General features: G+C 52.6%; 9 protein-coding genes. All 9 read right to left on the bottom strand.

The features are described from left to right. Positions 1 to 126 precede the first annotated feature (126 nt). Complete coding sequence (locus H8B09_RS07520; protein ID WP_224753395.1) at positions 127 to 1116, bottom strand: carbohydrate kinase family protein; 990 nt, start codon at positions 1114 to 1116, stop codon at positions 127 to 129. Next, entirely contained in the window at positions 1116 to 1955 is an 840-nt protein-coding gene (locus H8B09_RS07515; RefSeq protein ID WP_191202911.1) for a carbohydrate ABC transporter permease, read from the bottom strand. The genes H8B09_RS07520 and H8B09_RS07515 overlap by 1 nt, the downstream gene beginning before the upstream one ends. An 11-nt stretch (positions 1956 to 1966) precedes the next feature. Next, complete coding sequence (locus H8B09_RS07510; RefSeq protein WP_191202910.1) at positions 1967 to 2899, bottom strand: carbohydrate ABC transporter permease; 933 nt, start codon at positions 2897 to 2899, stop codon at positions 1967 to 1969. 65 nt (positions 2900 to 2964) lie between these two features. Then, positions 2965 to 4872 (bottom strand): glycoside hydrolase family 32 protein, encoded by a 1908-nt coding sequence (locus H8B09_RS07505; protein WP_191202909.1) that lies wholly within the window; start codon positions 4870 to 4872, stop codon positions 2965 to 2967. Further along, a complete protein-coding gene (locus tag H8B09_RS07500; protein WP_191202908.1) occupies positions 4869 to 6422 on the bottom strand; it encodes a glycoside hydrolase family 32 protein in 1554 nt (517 codons plus the stop codon). Before H8B09_RS07500 ends, H8B09_RS07505 begins: the two co-directional genes overlap by 4 nt. Positions 6423 to 6637: 215 nt before the next feature. Beyond that, positions 6638 to 8269, bottom strand: coding sequence for a helix-turn-helix domain-containing protein (locus tag H8B09_RS07495; protein WP_191202907.1), 1632 nt, complete (start codon positions 8267 to 8269; stop codon positions 6638 to 6640). A 5-nt stretch (positions 8270 to 8274) separates the two neighbouring features. Continuing rightward, positions 8275 to 10083, bottom strand: a complete 1809-nt coding sequence (locus H8B09_RS07490; RefSeq protein WP_191202906.1) for a sensor histidine kinase — start codon at positions 10081 to 10083, stop codon at positions 8275 to 8277. A 105-nt stretch (positions 10084 to 10188) separates the two neighbouring features. Next, the gene (locus tag H8B09_RS07485; RefSeq protein WP_224753394.1) at positions 10189 to 11526 is read right to left on the bottom strand and encodes an ABC transporter substrate-binding protein; all 1338 of its coding nucleotides are present in this window, start codon (positions 11524 to 11526) and stop codon (positions 10189 to 10191) included. Positions 11527 to 11911: 385 nt separating this feature from the next. Then, a complete protein-coding gene (locus H8B09_RS07480; RefSeq protein WP_224753393.1) occupies positions 11912 to 18586 on the bottom strand; it encodes a 3-keto-alpha-glucoside-1,2-lyase-like domain-containing protein in 6675 nt (2224 codons plus the stop codon). Between the last annotated feature and the right edge of the window lie 142 nt (positions 18587 to 18728).

The raw sequence follows: 18728 nt of genomic DNA, 5'->3' as shown, positions 1-18728 counted from the left end.
TTCGTAAATGGTGGGTCGCACTTCCATTTTACCAAGGAACGGTTTCTTTGTGTTTCCTATTAGAAAAAAACAGGAGCTGTCACAAGGTCAAATTTTATGATCTTTTGGGACAGCCCCTTTTCGGGGTTAACGTGTCCCGCGAAGCAACTCTTGGATTTCTTCCAGCGTCCCGAGCGAATGAATAGCGCCTTTGCGAGTGGTAGCGAGCGCCCCGCCGGCGTTGGCGAAGGCGACTGTTCTGTGCAGCTCCTCTTCGCTCCAGTCCGCCGGCTTCGTCTGGCTGCCGAGCACGCGGTGGAGAAAAGCGCCCATGAACGCATCGCCCGCCCCTGTCGTATCGACGGGAACGACGCGGCTGGCTGCCACTTCGCCGGCGTAGCGCGCCGTCCGATAATACGTTCCTGCTGCTCCCCGCGTCACAAGCAGAACATCCAATCCGTAGGACAGAACAAGCTCTTCGGCTCCGGCAACGAGATCCGGCATGCCGACGTCAGACTGGCCCGTCAGCAGCGCCAGCTCCTCCTCCGACACCTTAACGATGTGAGCCTGTTCAAGCCCACTCTTCATCCAGACAAGCCCCAGTTCCTCGGTATCCCACAGAGACGGACGCCAGTTCGGATCGTAGGAGATGATCGCCCCTGCTTGCCGCGCCGCCTCAACTGCATGTAGTGTCGCTTGGCGCGAAGGCTCCGAAGTTAGCGAAATGGAACCGAAGTGGAATAGGCGCGTTCCGCTCGTAAGATCCAGTCGCACTTCAGCCTCCGTAAGCAGCGCGTCCGCTCCAGGCTGACGGGCGAAGTGGAACGAACGCTCTCCCAGCTCGTCCAAATGTACGAATGCCATCGTCGTATGTGCGTCCCTGCTTAACACAAGCCCCTTATCTGCGATTCCCTGCCGTATTAGCACATCCCGCAAATACTCGCCGAACGGATCCTGACCGACCTTGCCGATAAAGGCCGTCTTGTTGCCTAGTTTCGCGAGCGCCGCCAGCACATTGACCGGAGCGCCGCCGGGGTTGCGTTCCAACAAAGGCTCTCCGGATGCCGAAACGCCGTCCGGAACGAAATCGATCAAATACTCGCCGAGTGCTACCGCATCGTAAATTTTGTTCTCCATTATCCTTTGACCCCCGACATCGTGATGCCCTGAATGTAGTAGCGCTGCAGGAACAGGAATAGAATCAGGATCGGAGCCGTTGATATCGTACTAGCTGCCAGAATTTTGGACCAATCGCTGCCCGCCAGCGAAGAGAACGACGCAATTGCGACTTGGATCATCTGCTTCTTGTCGTCATTGATGACGATAAGGGGCCAGAGATACGAGTCCCAGTTGCCGAGAAACGTCATCAGGCCAAGTGTTATTAGCGCCGGAACGGCCGCCGGAACGACGATGCGCAAGAACACGCGCATAACCGAAGCACCGTCAATCTTCGCCGCCTCCATAATCTCATTCGGAATGTCCGCGAAAAACTGCCTCAGCAAGAAGATGCCGAATACCGACAGCGCGGATGGCACGATGAGACTTGCGTACGAGTTGACCCACCCGAAATTGTTCATCAGCAAGTAGTTTGGCACGAGCGTTACTTCGCCCGGAATAACCATTGCCGACATGAACAAGGCGAAGACGATCGACTTGCCACGGAATCGCAGCTTCGCGAAAGCGAAGGCGGCCAAGGCGCTTACGACGAGCACGATGCCGGTTACGGATCCGGCGACGATCACTGTGTTCCAAATGTAGCGTAGGAATGGATTCGTATCGTTGAAAATAACGTTTTTGAAGTTCACCCAGGTGAACTTCACGGGCACGAACAAATGCCAATTCAAGCTCGATGAATATTGGAACAGTTCCTCATAAGGTCGCAGAGATCCAGCGACCATCCATACGATCGGAATAATGCTGACGATGGCGATTAGCGTCATCATGATGTTTTTAAGCGCAAGCGCCATTTGCCGCATAATAATCCCCCCTAGTAGTCAGCTTTCTTATTGAAGTAGGTCATTTGCACAAGCGAGATGATCAGCACGATAGCGAATAGAACAAAAGCGGCGGCGGTGCCGTAGCCCATTTGCATTTGCTGGAATGCCACTTTCCAGATGTAATAGACGACTGTCTGGGTGGAGCCGTTCGGTCCGCCATTGGTGAGGACGAAGACGAGACCTCCCAGCTTGATTGCATCGATCGTCGTCATGATGACAACAAAAGCCATCGTTCGGTTCAGCATCGGCAGCGTAATACGGAAGAACTGCTGCGCTCGGCTTGCTCCGTCAACTCGAGCCGCTTCATATAAGTCTTGGGAGATGTTGTTCAGTCCCGCGAGAAAAATAATCATGAAAAACCCAGATGCTTTCCAAATGCCGAGAATGATGATGCCGTACATCGCGGTATCCGGATTGGATAAAAAGTTCGTCGTCGGCAGTCCCATCGATTTGAGAACTTGATTCAAGATGCCGAAGTCCTTGTTGTAGATAAGCTTGAACACCGTGGCTGCGACCGATGTCGAGATTACGACAGGGATAAAATAAGCCGTTCGAAACAAGCTTGTAAAACGACCGACTCGCTGAATCAGCATCGCGAGGCCCAGCGAAATCGCTGTCTGTACCGGAATGACAATGACGGCGAAGAACAGTGAATGCCGAAGACTTGCCAGAAACTCAGAGTCATTCATCAGCGTCCGGTAATTATCGATGCCATTAAAAGACCGGGTTCCGCCTACCATGTTGTAGTTCTGGAAGCTGATGATGAACGCTTGGATCATCGGATAGAAGACAAAGAGCAAAAGCGCTGCCAACGCAGGCAAGATGAACAGCCAGGCCGTTCTCTCTTCCCGGCGCAGTGCATGGCCGAAGGGATTTTCATTGCGGCGCTTGGATATCGATGAAGCTAGCTCGGTGTTTGCCATGGTTTTCCCTTCCTTTCAGTTTGGTGGATTGAGTGAATAAACTTGATTCTGAGTGCGAGCACCCCTTACGGCTCGTAGACGAACACGCTCATCGTCGCCGTTATTTTGCCGTCAGGCGTCTTCGCGATCAAGTCGGCTTGTCCTGCGCCTACACCAGAGATGTCAGCGCCGCTGCCGTCCGCTGCACGCTTCACTTTAGCGACAGACACATCGCTGGACGTCCATTCGAGCTGTTGAGGGGCTGCCAGCGGCAGCACGGACGACTTCACGGTTATATGCGCCCCAACCGCCACGTCTACGGATTCCTTGCCTATGAGAATGCGGCTTGGTACGCTGGAATCTGGATTCTCGTCACGCCACACCGAGCGCATCGGGTAGAATGAGGCTCCATCCAGCTTGACGCTGCCCTGCTCAAGTTCTAGCGACAAGCCATTGCTTGTCGGCTCGGGGAATACGATGGTCGATAACACCTTCTCTCCGTCTTCAGCAAACACTTCGAGCGTGGCTTCGTCTACATAGATCCGAAGAGACAACCTTCCGTCTGCAGACGGCTTCACCGGAGCCGCAAAGCTCTCCGCGAAGCCCGGCTCGAACGAAACAATGCCGGATTTCGAACGGTCGACTGTAAGTGTTCCTGCTGCGGCATTGTAGCGGATGCTGGTTTCCTCCGCCCCCGTACCATCTGTCCTTACCTTGAGCGCAAACGCGGCATCAGCCGAAACGGTGAAGATCGTATCCAGCTCATAAGAGGTTCCGCGCCACTTCCCGAACGCGTTCGAGTTAGTCGCGAGCTGCTGCGCCTCGAGCTTAAGAGCGGTGCCACGCAGCGAATCGAGCTCCTTGACAGGTTGTTGAATGAGACGGATTCCTTCACCTGGAATATCGCGAAGGATAAGCTCGCGCGGAACGGACATGTTGCCTTTCCAAGGATCGGTCGGCATCGTGAACGGGTAGCGCCAGTTAGACATCCAGCCGAGCCAGATGCGACGTCCGTCCTTCTCCGGGATGTCCGAATACGAGACCGCCGCATAGAAGTCCTTACCGTAATCCGTCCACAACACCGTATCGGCTGGATTATCATTATGGAAGGTTTTCCCGTCGAACTCTCCGATGAAATATTGCGCTGTAGAGCCTTTGGTCGTCTCGTTGTTGCCGACGCTTAGCGTCAACACCCACTTGCGATTACCAGTGCCATCTACCGGAAGCTCGAACAGATCCGGACATTCCCATACGGCAGCATGCGAACCTTGATCGATGCCGAATTCGCCTGTCTCGGTCCAGTTTCGGAGATTGGGCGATGAGTAGAATTTCACATGATTGTCGACTGATACGACCATGACCCAACGCTTGCTCGCTTCGTGCCAGATTACCTTCGGATCGCGGAAATCCTTCATTCCAGAATTTGGAATGACCGGATTACCCTCATACTTTGTCCAAGTGCGCCCACGGTCGTTGCTGTACGCGATGCTCTGCGACTGCACGCCGCTCTGGAAATGCGTAAAGATTGCAACCAGCCCGGATTTCCCTTGGAAAAAACTGCTCGTATCGTTCCAGTCCACAACCGCGCTGCCCGACCATATTTCGCCGAGCTCATCGCGCATCAAGGCGACCGGAAGATGCTCCCAATGCACGAGATCCTGACTTACCGCATGACCCCACTGGCCGCTGTTCTGATAAAATTGGTGGTACTCGCCCTCGTAGTACACCATGCCGTTCGGATCACTCATATTGCCGGACTCGACACTTAAGTGATACTGCGGGCGATAGCGTTCCGTGTAGTAATTCGCGATAGGGTTGAATCGGAAAGGGGCGGGCGGCGTGTAAGCTTTCTCCTCGTTTGTTTTTCCAGCGGATCCTTTAGATGAATCGGCGTTGAAAGACATCCACATCGCTCCACCTATCGCGAGCACAGCCGCTGCGCCGATAACGATCGCGGCCAGGGCCGACTTGGACTTGCGCTGAACCCCGTTCATTGCCCCACCACCAGTCCATCCACCTTCCAGAGCCGCATGCCTTTGAATACAAGGGTTCCTCCTACAGCCTGAATCTGCAGTCTGCGGCCTGAAGCGAGCGGATAGATGCGGCTGGTCAATACTCGGTCACCGTCGTTGATGAACAGCTCCACTGACGAGTTATCAACGAACAGTCGAAGTTGCAGTCGGGCATTCACTGTGGCAGGGAGCGCTGTCGTGTATATGCCGGAATCGCCGATTCCCGCCTCATTCCGGTTCAATTCGATGCTGCTCTGCGCCGCCAGCCAACGGATAATGGTACGTTGATCGGATACGGAACGTGAAGTCCCTGCGGATTCAGCGCCGGATAAATCCTCACCCGCTCCGCTGATTACGATCCGCAGCTCCTGCGCCTCTGTTTCGGACAACTCGATATCGGCTTGCCATTCAAAAGCCGTCGGCAGCTCCCAACTCCTATCTTCATCAGGCTGCAGACGGAGTCCGCTCTCAAAGTTTGCGACTTGCTCCCCACGAAGGGTGTCCAGCTCCTTCACTGGCCTTGAGGCAAGTGTGCCGTCTTCTGCAATTTGCAGTTCGCGTGCGAGCGTCAAAGCCCCATACCAGGCGCGCCCCGTGTTGATGAGCTTCGATCCCCACATGTCCATCCAAGCGATCAGGATGCGGCGGCCGTTGCTGTCCCGCATCGTCTGCGCGGCGTAGAAGTCCGGTCCGTCATCGATGATGCCGCTGCTCTCGGGGGTGAAACGACCCTCCGCAAAATCCATCTCTCCGATCATGTAGAGATTTTTGACGCCGTCCATGTTCATCGGGGAAACGATCAGGACGTACTTGTCGCCAAGTGGGAACAAATCCGGGCATTCCCACATATCGCCTTGCGTTCCGTCGCTCTCTGCTGCAACCCCCTGATACGACCACTCCACAAGGTTGGCCGACTCATAGAGGAGGGCGCGGCCGCGGCCGTTATTACCTGAGCCGATGACCATATACCAGCGCCCTTCATGCTCCCACACCTTCGGGTCACGGAAGCCGAAGCATTCACCGTCGGGACTGCCTTGAATGACCGGTACCGGATGCTTAATGAAGCGAATTCCATCCTTGCTCGTCGCCATAGCCTGCACCTCCTCTGGGGTGCTCCCATCGACGTGTGCGGTATAGAAAAGCACCATTTCACCCTCATGCTCCACTGCGCTGCCCGACCAGCAGCCGCAGCCGCCTTCGGGGGAGCCGAACTCGTAGGGCTCCGTAGGCGCAAGGGCAACCGGGCGATGCTCCCATCGCACCAAGTCTCGGCTGACTGCATGCCCCCAGTACATCGGGCCTTGGTAATCACCAAACGGGAAATGTTGGTAGAAGGCATGGTATTCGCCTTTAAAATGAATAAGGCCGTTCGGATCGTTCATCCAGCCCGACGGTGCCATCAGGTGATAGCGCAGGCGGAACGGATCTTGCGCCGCCCGCCCGGCTCCGGCCTGTACCGCTTTCTCCGCACGCTTAAGTGCCTCTTCATGCTCGGATTGACGGCTATTTTCCCCTGTATTTGTGCTTGTCATGTTGAATCCTTCCTTCCCGCGGCTTTCTATGGTTGTTTCGATTGACTCCATTGTAAAGCTGCGGGAAGGGCCAAGACTTTCACTATGCTTGGGGAGCAACTTTTAAAATGCTGGTTGGGGAGGGGTAACTTCGTCTACCCGTTACGTTTAGGCTTGTTCGATTTAGGCTCGTTCGGGCCAGCTTGGGCTGAACGCGCAGATAAGTAAAAATGCCGTTAGTTCTCATTCGTTCTCTGCTGCGTCTCCCGGTATTCTTTCGGGCTGCAGCCGTAATACTTTTTAAAGGAGGTGCTGAAATAGCTGGAGCTGGAGTAGCCGACGAGCATCGCGATATCCGTCAGCTTCAGTTCGGTCCCGTTCAGCAGGTCGGCGGCACGCGACATCCGGAGCCTCGTCAAATAATCGCTGAACGTAACGCCCGCGTTCTGCTTGAATAGGCTTGACAGGTAAGTCTCGTTCATATGAAACATTCCGGCCAGTTGGGACAGCGTCAATTCGTAAGGATAATTCTCGTCCACATACTTGCGGACCGCCTCCGCCTGCAGTTGGCCGCTGGAGGTTCGGCTGCTTCGCACCGCCTCCATGACCAGTTCGGCGAGCTGTTCAATTTGAGCAAGTACCTCCTCCCGGCTCCGATAGGTCGCTATCGAAGCTTGGCAATTCCATAGCACCTGTTGAAGCGAGGTGTCGCCCAGTTGGAACTTTTTCGCAAGCGACCCGAAGGTCAGAATGACCCGCAGCGCCAGGAATGTGAAGGCGAACATCGGCATGTCCCGATTCGGCGGGAACAACTCTAGCAGTTGAGCGGAAAAAGCTTGCCGATCCAATGTCTCGATCGCCTGAATCAGCCTTCGCTCCGTCTCAGCCGTGAATGACTGCGCCATATCAAGTGCTTCCCGCTGGGTCGAAGCGGAGGCCAATCCATCGAGCGTCCCGCGGCTCCAGGCCAGCATACAGCTGGCATAGCCGTTCTTCGCTTCACGCCACCCGCGAACGGGCTCGCCTATGCCGCCGACGCTCTCAAGATGCAGGTATGTCGCTGCATTGCGCCTCAGCTCGCGAACGAACTGCTCCACGGCTGCGTCCCCAGACTCCTTACTTCCCGTCTCCACCATCAGGAAAAACATCATCCACGGGTGCCCCGCGTCATAGAACGGGTACACATCCTCCCGCTTGTCGGCCGTCTCCCGGCAGAGCATGCGGAATGCCAACTGCAACAGATCGCGGCGTCCCTCCCAGCTTCGCAGCCGTCCCGGCGGCAAGCGCATCTCCAGTGTCGCGAAGCGCAGGCTTAGCGCTTCGCCGTCCAGCTTGTCGAGCTGCAATTGGTGCAGCCGATCCCGCACCGCAGACTCGCTTACGCCTTCCTCCTTCACCAATTGAAGGAGGAAATGCTCCTGCATTTGCCGCAGCTGCTGGTTACGCTGAACCTTCTCCCGCTGGCGCTCGCCTTCCAGCAGTCGTTCCTCCTTCAACTCACCCGCCAGCTTCACGAGCAGCGATGAAAGCTCCGCCCGCACGACGGGCTTCAGCAGGTAATCCTTGACGCCGAGCTGAATTGCCGACTTCATATAATCGAAGTCCGAATAGCCGGACAACACGATCACGCGCAGTTCCGGATACGCCTCCTTGCAAGCTCGAATGAAGGCGATCCCGTCCATTTTCGGCATTCGTATGTCCGAGATGACGATATCCGGACGAACCGCCGCCTCGGCAAGCATAGTGAGTGCTTCCTCTCCGCCGGACGCTTCGTAAGCGATGACGAATCCGGCACTCTCCCAATCGATCTTCGCCTTGATGCTGTTGCGAACACCTGCTTCATCGTCTACGAGCATGACACGATACATGATGATCAACTCCTGTTTGCGGGTAACCGCATCGTTATCGTCGTGCCGGAATCCGGTGATGAAGCAATGTGGACTTCAAAGGCATCGCCGTATTGCACCCGGCAGCGCGCCAGGACGTTTCGCAGCCCGATGCTGTTCCCCTCTGTGTAGAGGATCGCTGTCGTATCCGCCCCAGACAGCCCCCTCTGCAATTCGGCTGCCAGTTCCCCATTCATGCCGATTCCGTTGTCGGCAATGGTCAAGTACAGCCAACCGTCGCGAGCCTCGGCCCCCAGTTCAACAAGCGCCTTTTCCCCGTTTTCCAAGCTGTATTTAACTGCATTCTCAACCAAAGGCTGCAGAATAAACTTAGGCATCTTAAGTTCACTGGCCCCGGGTGCCTCTTCGATCCGGACCTGTAGTCGATCGTCGTACCTTAGCTTTAGGATGAACAGATAATCCCGGATATAAGCAAGTTCTTCCCGCACCCACACCTGATCGGAGCTCAAATCCAGCGAATACCGCATCATCTGCCCCAGTGCTTCAATTGCATCCATAACAAGATCATTGCGCTTCATCGCGGCCAGACCGCTAATTATTTCGAGTGTATTGTTGTAGAAATGCGGGTTGATCTGCAGCAGCAACGCTTTGTATTCAGCGTTTTTACGCCTCAGGTTCGTCTCGTATTCTGTTTCGATCAGGTACTTCAGCTGGTGCGTCATCTGTCCGAAAGCGCTGGTCACATAACCGATCTCACTGTGCCCTCGCTGGGTGTTCGGCATTTGCTTAATCGCTTCGTCGAACTCGCCTCGTTTCACAAGTTTCATGGATCGGGCCATTCGCGTAAGGGGAGTCGTGATGCTTTTGGATAGACTGAATGCCACGACGAGCACGATCACCAGCAGAATTCCACTAACGAGCAGCATCGTCTCCTTAATCCGGTTCAGCTTCGCATACAATTCCCGTTCCGGCACGACGCCTATGATCGTCCAGTTCTGATCCGGCAGCTCCCGGTAGAAGACCAGGTAAGGCTTGCCCTGATTTCGAATGGCAAACACGCCGCTCTCCCTCTTTTGCTTCCCCACCAGATTGGTCTGTCGAACTTTCGCAAGCTTGCTTTCCCCTTCCTGCAAAATGGCTTCTTCTCCTGTAAGTTGCTGACCGAGCACGCTTCGCCCATCGACGTCCAACAGGAAGACACGGCCCGTCTCGCCGAAATGAATCCGTTCAAGTGGTTCTCGCAGCACGCTCGTCGGATAGTTGACCTTAACGATACCCACGCTGGTCAACGTCTGAAGCTCAACAAGAGGCAGCAGGTAGCCGTTCACGCTCCGACTTCTCATGCTCTCGTCTGGCTGGTCCTCGTCCAGGTGAGCCCCAGTCCATTTCACATCCTGCTCCTTATAATCCAGAAACCAAGGCTGCTGTTCATATGTGCGGTCCTGCGTCCACAATCCGCCCTTCGCTGACGTAAAGAGACTGATCGAAACTCCGTTGGAATTATTCACCGCATAGGAGGACAGAAAATCCCGCACCTTGCGCTTCGACAGCAGTTCTTCTCTCTCCTGATCTTCGCTATCGCTATTGCGCAGATCGGCCAGCCAAGTCTGGGTAGTCGAGCTTCCGAGAACCTGGTTGCCGATATCCTCCAACTGCTTCATCAAAGTCGTTACATGGGAAGCGTACTGCTCGATTGTCTGCGAGGCGGACACTTCAAGGGAATTCTTAATAAGCTTCGCCGACTCAGAAGTTAGAATATAAACCAACGAAATGAACGGAATAATAAGCAGGATGGAGAAAGCAACCATAAGTCTGCTTCGAAGCGAGTAGAGCATGTCGTCTGGCCTCCGGTGAATGTAAGATGAGAGCGGTTTGAACGCAAAAGCCTGAAAAAGACGTCCGCTATTTGCGGATCGTCTTTTTCAGGTTATCGTTTGTTTCTATTTCGGCATATCGGCGTAAGCCTTGTCGATCTTCTTGATGGCGTCGGCAATCGCTGTATCAACGTTGCGTTTGCCAATCGATACCTCTTCAAACATCTTATTGACGGCATCTGACATCTGAGGGAAGATCGGCGTAATCGGACGCGAGCGGCCATATTTCTGATTCTGGATGACGAAGACGTTCTTCGGATATTCGTTCAGCTCAGGGAACTGCTTCGCAACGGAGTAGCGAACCGGAATATCCTTCGTTACGCTGCTGTACAGCTTGGAGCCTTCCGCTCCCGTCACGTAGTTTACGAACTTCCAGGCTGCGTCTGCGTACTTGCTCTTGGAAGAGATGGCGAGGGACCAAGAGCCGTTGGCCACCGCTTGCTTCGTTCCTTTAGGAAGCGGCGCGATATCCCAATCTTCGCCGAGCTTGAAGTTCGGGAACTTCTCTGCCAAGAAGGACAATGACCAGGAGCCGTCGACCGTCATCGCAAGTTTGCCTGTAGGGAACGGATCCGGCGGGTACTCCAGCGACGATACCTTGTCCTTATTATACAAATCCGCGAAGAACTGTACCGCCTTCTTCGTCTCCGGCATATCGAGGTAGCCCTTAGATGTCGTACCGTCCTTGTCCATGATCTCCCCACCAAACTGCCAGATGATCGGGTACTTGAAGTAAGCGGTCGCTCCCGCGCCTCCAAAGCCTTGGGCCGGATCGATGCCGTAAATGCCCTTTTTCGCATCAGTCAGCTTAATTGCCGCTTCGCGTACTTGATCCCAGGTTATCGGCTCATCCGGGTTTTTGGACGGTAGCGGAATACCTGCTGCCTCGAACATCTTCTTATTGTAGAAAAGAGCGATGGACGATTCGGTAAGCGGCGCCATGTAGATGTTGTCCTTGTACGTATAGGCCCCAATTGTACCTGCCGGAATATCGTCGAGATTACCGTCGGCCTTGAAATAATCCGTCAATGATTGCAACGCTCCTGATTGCGCGTAGGATGCCATGTTCGGCGCATCGATCGCCATAATATCAGGCGGATTGTTCGCTGCGATCGAGGTCCGAAGCTTCGCGTCGTAGTCCGAATAAGGAATCGGGCTCATCTCGACCTTGATGTCTGGATTGTTAGCATTGAATGTCTTGACCAATTGATCGTAAGCGGAGTTTTCGGCGTCATTGCCGGAGTTGCGCCAGAAGGTCAGCTTGACCTGCTCACTGGATGCGGGCTTGTCGGAAGCAGACGACGGGCTGGAGGTGTTCGCATTGTTGTCGGATGAGCAGCCTGCAAGGAAGGCGGTGGCGAGCAGCGCGCTTGTGCCGATGGCAGCAAGTTTTGTCTTTTTCAAGGATGGTACCCCTCTCTAGAATGTGTTTGTTTGCAATAACATCGTATCATTCATGAGAGCGCTTAATAATTCAATTTGCTCGGTTCCTGAGTTGTAAAATATTTAGAAGGTTCAAGAGACAGAAGTGCTTAGGGAAGGCTATGTTGAGTCTTTGGAATATATTTACTTATACTTCCGAAAAATGTTTGATTTATTCACATAAACTGACCGCCCGATGCCCAGGAGCAGCCAATTCTGCTCCGGGAAGAGGCGATAGAAGCATCATAAAATACAAAGTACCCCTGATCAACATTCGATTGATCAGAGGTATTTTTCGTGTGGAATAAGTCGTTCATCATTTCACTGCCAAGGTGACTATCTTATACGAACTTCATCCCGTCTTTGTTCAATTTGGCTGTTTATCAAAATAACCGGTTGACTGAAGCAGACGGCAGATCAGTGCGGTCGCTTCTGCGCGTGTCAGCGTTCCCGCTGGATTAAGCTCTCTTCCGTCGTTACCAGTCAAGATGCCGTTTTGAATTAAATAAGCCGCAGCTTCGTGAGCCCATGGGGCTAATTTGCCGACATCCTTGAAGACAGACAGTGCCTCGGCCTGTTGCTGCGAAGTAAGTGAATGAGTAAATTCGCCTTGAATCAGCTTCATTGAACGGTATATAGCGACTATTGCCTGCTCCCGTGACATCAGATCACGCCCGTGGAACGTACCGTCCTCATAGCCTTCAAAGATTCCATATTTCTTGACTGTCGAAGCGACTACATAATCCGCGCTACCCGTATCCATCAGCCCTAGGCCACGTGCTGTTATGGTTGCGAACTGTTCGCGCGTAATCTCCCCATCGGGAAGGAAGTGTCCCTGTCCAACGCCGTTAATCACAAGTCTCTCCCCAGCCATATGAATGATCTTATTCGCCCAATGATCCGCTGTATCAGAGAAAGCGCCTTGACCAGAAGCGAGTGCGTATGTGCGGAGGCCACTCCTCTCATGCGCCTTTGCATACAGCACACCATCAACATTTACTATGGTCGTAGGCAGATGACTTGCAGTTCCATCGGACTGAATCGATACCGCGGTTAACGCTGCCGAATCCCCCATGCCTTCGGGAAGCGCCAGCAGTACAGGATTGTATCGATTAAATTGCAGCACCTGTCTTTTCTTGTCCACCAAGCGGACCAAATCGACAACAAGGGGAGCGTTCAGCAACTTGTATCCGCCAGTTGCCGCCTTTTCATTAGAAACGGCAATCAGATCTTTGTCTGCATTCCGGATCGAGAGCTCAACCGGAGCGAGATCCGTATTTGTCGTGCTCCCTAGCTCCAAACCTGCGGCCTTAAGCGCTATTATCGCTTGAGGTGTATGGATCGTTAACACCGCCTGCGAAGCTGCCAACTTCTTAAGGTCCTTCATTGTTAAACCTTTAATTAATACATCTTTAGGTTTTTTAACTTTTATATCCATTTCCGGAACGTCGATCGCTCCTAGCAAATCGTTAAACTTGCCGTCGTCAATGGTGATCTCGATCATCGGTTTCCCGTCCCGGGAGATCTCCTTGACGTTAGCAAAATCAGATGTCTTGCCGTCTGCAAGCAACTCGGCAATGTCTTTGGCTGTCGCCTCCGGTACTAAGCCTGCCTCTGACCCTTTACCTTCATTAATCGGATCACCGCCATTCCCGCCATCACTCGGGTCGACGGGGTTCTTAATTTCTTGTATCCGCCATTGTTGACTCGAATCGGTGACGTCTTTAGCGAATAGGGCGATATCTCCTGTTACGTTTGCCTTCAACGCCAGTTCGGGATTTTTCTTGGAAGTGATTGAATACGTCCCATTTTCGTTTGCGATAAACTGCCAGCGCTGATTATCGTACCCGAGATAAGGATAGAGCTGAATAATATTCTGGCCCGTATCCCAATCCAGCGCCTTACCGCTCGACGCGGATCGAATCGAAGAGTCACCATTTGCAAGCGGCACGATGACCCATTGCTCATTGTTTCCGCCTGAGTAGACTACGGATTTCAGTCGCGCAAAGTTATCTTGAGAATCGACGCCCAATACACGGCCGTCCGCTGCACTCGTAAGGCTATATTTCCTCGTATCGGGCAGTGTACCTCCGGTTACAATTGCATTTTGATAATAGACGTAACCTCCAAAAACATTCAATCCGAAGTATCCTTGGTTGTAAGTATCGTCAATCAGATGAATGACCTGCTCTCCATCCAGTTCGATATGAATTAACTTGCCCGTTGCCACAATCTTGACATGGTAACTCCGGTTTCTATCCAGCACGCGAGGAACTTTGGCCAATACCATCCGATCCTCGACATCCGATTTACCGGGGGCTTTGTAGAAAAGGCGCAGCATTCGCAGATTCGGATCCAGATTGAAATAATATCCTGATGTTCCGTCCGCATTTGCCCTAAATAGAATAGAGGCAGCACCACTATCTGTAAGCTTGACATCGGTCTCATATACGAAGTCCGCTGCCTGTTTGCTTGACATGTAAGCCGCATCTGAGCCATAGAAGCCGCGAATACCTTGCGCTGTCGGAACCCATTCCGAAAGTGGATAAGACCTCCAGTCCTTCAAGTTAGTCGTAAAGGCTCCGACCGACACCTTAATGGTTCGTTTCACTGCTCCGTTCGCCAAAGCCACTGTTACGCTCGTCTCACCTTGGGCAATTGCCTTCACGACTGCAACGCCAGCCCCGTCTGTAGTTACAGTGGCAACGGTAGGATTTGCTGAAGCCCAGGTCAACGTTTTATCCGTTGCCGTATAGGGCACGACCGTGGCATACAAACGCCTCTCTTCTCCAGCACCCATCTCAACGGAATCCCTATCCAGCCTGATTTCACTTATAACTGTTGATCCGTCTATCATAGCTGGCTTCCAAACATTACGCAGCGGATATACTTTCAACGAGACGACTTTGATCTCTCCGCCTTTAGCGTACAAACTTAGACCGTCCCTAGCGCCGTCCGGGAATATTAATTCGGTAAACGTCTTTTTGCCTCCATCTGCAAATACTTCAAGCGAAGATTCGTCAATCAAGAGCCGCAAGCTGATGGTGCGATTGACTGGCTTGACAATTGCCTCATGAAGGGTTGTAAATTTATCCGAAAAATTATTAAACCCTGCTTTCGAGCGATCCACAAACAGCGTATTTGTAGACGATCGATAACCTACGACCGTCTTTTGTTCTCCGCCTTCGCGCACCTGAAACCCAAACTCCGACGCCGCTCCTGATTCAGGCAGCTCCAACTCCGCCTCGACTTCGTAGGCGCTTCCAGAAAAGCCAGTTAGAAGGTTTGTCGTCTGTGGCGTCACGCTCTCGTTACTCCAGGTCAGTGGTTCGCCTTGCAACGATTCCAACTCACCCACGGGCCGCTGGGCAAGACGTAGACCCTCATCCGTATCTACGAGATAAAGCTCACGAGGTATCAACAACTCGCCTTTCCAGGGTGAAGTAGGAAAGCTGAACGGGTAATCCCAGTTCGTCATCCATGCCATCATTATACGTCGGTTGTTAGGTGCATTCTGAAACGTCATGGAAGCGTACATTTCTTTACCGTACTCTATTTTAAGCATGGTTCTGACCGGATTGTCATTGACGAACTTACCGTCCTTTGTCAACTCTCCAATGAAGTAGCGGCTTTCCGAACCTTGCGTCTTCGGATTTGCTCCCGTGCTGATCATTAGCACCCATTTACGTACCGTGCCGCCCTCTACCGTTAGAGGGAAGAGGTCGGGGCACTCCCAAACGCCCTCCTGCCATTCGCCCCCAACAGAAATCTCGTTGAATCCGAATTGATCGGTGCGCTGCCAATGAATCAAATCGACGGAAGTTAGAAAATGAATATTGTCGCCACCAGAGATGACCATGACCCAGCGGTTGTTCTCATCATCGCGCACGACCTTTGGATCGCGGAAGTCCCAACCGCCGTCTTTGCCGCCGGGATTAGGAACGATAGCGTCGTTGCCATAGTACTTCCATGTTCGGCCGTTGTCCTTGCTGTAGGCCATGCCCACCTTCTGATTGCCGCCGGGTTTATCAGGATTGTACGACGTATAGTAGGCTATAAGGCCTTGGCCGCCTACATCCCCAAATAAGCCTGAATCATTATTAAGATCGGCTACCACTGAGCCAGACCAGATGTGGCCCAGATCGTTCCACTTCAAAGCGATGGGCATATTCTTCCAGTGCAGCAAATCCTTGCTGATCGAATGCGCCCACTGACCTCCGTTCTGATGGAACAAATGGTATTCCCCTTTGAAATAGACAAGTCCGTTAGGATCGCTCGCAGAACCTCGGACAGGCGAGTAATGATATTGAGGACGGTATAGTTCTTCATAATATTGGCCTAATGGTGTTGCGTACATATTTTGAAAATAAGATATGCCGTCCTTCACTGCGATCCCAACGACATTTTCACTAGATTCTTCTTCCAGCCCATCCCACTCCAATACCGGGTCCGCATACCCATCCACATACACCGTTATCGAAGCGCCTTTCATGATCGCCTCTATGTGATGCGATTTGCCAGCGGCGAGCTGCGGCGCTTCGCTTTCGGCCTCGACAGTCACTTTGTTCCCGTCTTTCTTCAACAGAGATATCGCATGTTCCGGTCCCGCTGCAAGCAGATATCCTCGCGTGCCATCCACGCTAGCCCGTAATTGCAGTGCCGCCGTCACGCCTGGCGTTTCTTTCCCCCTGATGAGATCGCCTTCCAGTATCAGGTTGCCATCATCTTCCGAAGCGCTCTGCGGTACGAGCGCCGTCCGAATCGACCATTCGCCATTCTCACTGTCCCCCCGGATGCCATTTAAGTGAGGCTGCCAATTGCCGCTAACTGTGTTCCAGTCTTGCAGATTTGTTGCAGGCTCGTTCGCCATCACGCTCTGAAAATACACAGATCCTCCATGGCTATACAACCCCAATCGCCCACTCGCGTATGTAGATGTTTGTGCCTGCAGCAAGGGGTCGTATTTCCCGTCCCAATACACTTTCACGGTATGCCCCTCGGCTTTTACGCGTAGCCGGTACGTTACTTCCGTAGTAATGACAGCAGGCGCCTCAGCCAGCAGTTCACTCCCCCCGGCCTCATTCAATGTGAATAGATAAAGTTTCTGAGAGCCTTGATCCAATACTGCCAGATACCCGTTTCTCCCGGTATCATCGGCACGCAACAATAGCCCCGCTGAAGCTCCTGGCGTAACGATCTTCAGATCCGCTTCGTACTCCAAGTCGCTGCCAGTCGTCGTCGCGAGTGCGGAGAGATGACCTTGGGCGCTAAGTTTGAGCCCGTTCGCATCGGAGTTCGCATCTCCGATTCCGCGGAGCTGCCAGCCTTCTAAGTTGCTTTTCAATCCGCGCCAATGTACGGATAGGTCATCTACGAAAATATTTTGAAAGACGACGGATGAATCATAGACATGCAAGCCGATCAGACCGCTAGCATAGGAGGCGTCCTCGGCACTCAAGACCGGAACCGCCCCTCTGTTCCAGTACACCCTCAACTGCGAGCCTTCTGCCATTGCCTTCAAATGATTGGTTTGACCTGTAGCCCATCCGACTTCCACTTCCTTATATATCCGGCCAGGCGAACTTTCATTTGCATTGAGCAGCCTGATCGTCGCCTTGCCAGGAGAATCACCGCGTACGATCTGCACCATGTACGATCCCCAGCCACTATCATTCGACCGAAGCACCAGCGAGGCAACGCCTCGTTCGCTCTTAAAGGCGATATCGGCTTCTAAAGCCAAATCAGCTACTATCTTGTCCGACATGGCAAAGAAATTGCCGTCCGAAGATAGCTTGATCCCTTCCGCCTTTTCTTCAAACGTCCCGGTTTCCTTCTGTGACCAGCCCCCGATATTTGAAGATACGCTCGGATAGGGGGCGTTAAGATCCTTGATCATCACATGCTGGAACACGGCTTGGGTGTTATAAATATGAAGACCAATTCGCCCACTGGAGTAAGCGCTGTCATTTATACTGAAAACAGTTGTTTCCTCACCGTTCCAGTATACGTTCAACTTCTCTCCATCAGCCCTGACCTGGAGTTTGTACACCGTATTTATATCAATTTGTACGTTCTTCTCTTGAAAAAGCCGATTAGGCGCCTGATCGTCCGAATTTAACAGACGCAGTTTATCTTGGGCTGGATCCAGCTGAACCATATAAGACTTCCAGCCGTTGTCGTTGGACCGGAAAACGAGTGAACCGACACCGCTATCCTTGACGAACTTTACATCCGCATCTATTTGGAAATTATCGGAGATCGCTTGGTCGATCGCAAAATAATTTCCTGAAGAATCGAGCTTAAGCCCTTCTTCCGTATCCTCGTGGATGCCTGCATCCCCGCCATAGCCCCAACCCGTCAGATTGGTTTGAAAGCCCTGAACAGACGAGGTAATCTGCTCGACGTTCACGTTCTGAAGCAGGACGTCGCCATCCCATACAAGAATGCCGAGCTGTCCTGTTTCCCGGGAACTATTGGTCACATCAAATATTGGCGTCTCTATGGAGCCGAAATAAACTTTAATGGAGGTATCCACGGCAACGACACTTAGCTTGTAAGGGGTATCCGTCACAAGTGTAGAAGTAGGAGTATAGGTATTGGATAACCCGCCCGGCCCCGTCAATCGGATCGCGTTTTGCGAAGGCTCGAGCTGAAGCTTATAGGAATCCCAACCATTCGCGTCGGCACGGAATACCAACGATGCATGACCATTATTGCTCTTGAATGTCATTTCCGCATCATAACGGAAATTCGTCCAAATGCCTTCTGCCAGAATCATCGTGTTTTGGGCGGCAGAAGAAATCAGCTTCCCGCTTGGAACATCTGACCAATCATTTCCTTCCTTTTTTGTCCAACCAGACAGATTGGAACTCCAACTGGTCTCCCCGTTCGTAGTTACATCCTTGTCAATCGTTTGCAACCCGGCCTTGCTCTGATCGATGAGTACTTCTGCTTTAACTGGAGCCACTACCTGCACAAATAGGATTAATACCAGCATAAGCGACATAAACAACTTGAATGCTCCCGAATACCTTTTCCTCAACTATGAACAACCCCCTTCTGTAAGTTCATCATCAATTTAATCTAGCCTGTTTTGGAATGATTTCAATTTGCTCTGATTTGTTCTTTTAATTTTTGGAGCATATAAAATCTTTCAATAGATAGCCAGAAAATTTAAAGAATAA

This window comes from Paenibacillus terricola (assembly GCF_014779765.1).
Taxonomy (GTDB): domain Bacteria; phylum Bacillota; class Bacilli; order Paenibacillales; family Paenibacillaceae; genus Paenibacillus_T; species Paenibacillus_T terricola.
The sequence above is the reverse complement of the archived record's forward strand: the minus strand, read 5'-3'. Positions and strand labels throughout refer to the sequence as shown.

Excerpts from the sequence above, each read along its gene's own strand:
- H8B09_RS07520 (WP_224753395.1), bottom strand. The coding sequence starts at position 1,116 with ATGGAGAACAAAATTTACGATGCGGTAGCACTCGGCGAGTATTTGATC.
- H8B09_RS07515 (WP_191202911.1), bottom strand. The coding sequence starts at position 1,955 with ATGCGGCAAATGGCGCTTGCGCTTAAAAACATCATGATGACGCTAATC.
- H8B09_RS07510 (WP_191202910.1), bottom strand. The coding sequence starts at position 2,899 with ATGGCAAACACCGAGCTAGCTTCATCGATATCCAAGCGCCGCAATGAA.
- H8B09_RS07505 (WP_191202909.1), bottom strand. The coding sequence starts at position 4,872 with ATGAACGGGGTTCAGCGCAAGTCCAAGTCGGCCCTGGCCGCGATCGTT.
- H8B09_RS07500 (WP_191202908.1), bottom strand. The coding sequence starts at position 6,422 with ATGACAAGCACAAATACAGGGGAAAATAGCCGTCAATCCGAGCATGAA.
- H8B09_RS07495 (WP_191202907.1), bottom strand. The coding sequence starts at position 8,269 with ATGTATCGTGTCATGCTCGTAGACGATGAAGCAGGTGTTCGCAACAGC.
- H8B09_RS07490 (WP_191202906.1), bottom strand. The coding sequence starts at position 10,083 with ATGCTCTACTCGCTTCGAAGCAGACTTATGGTTGCTTTCTCCATCCTG.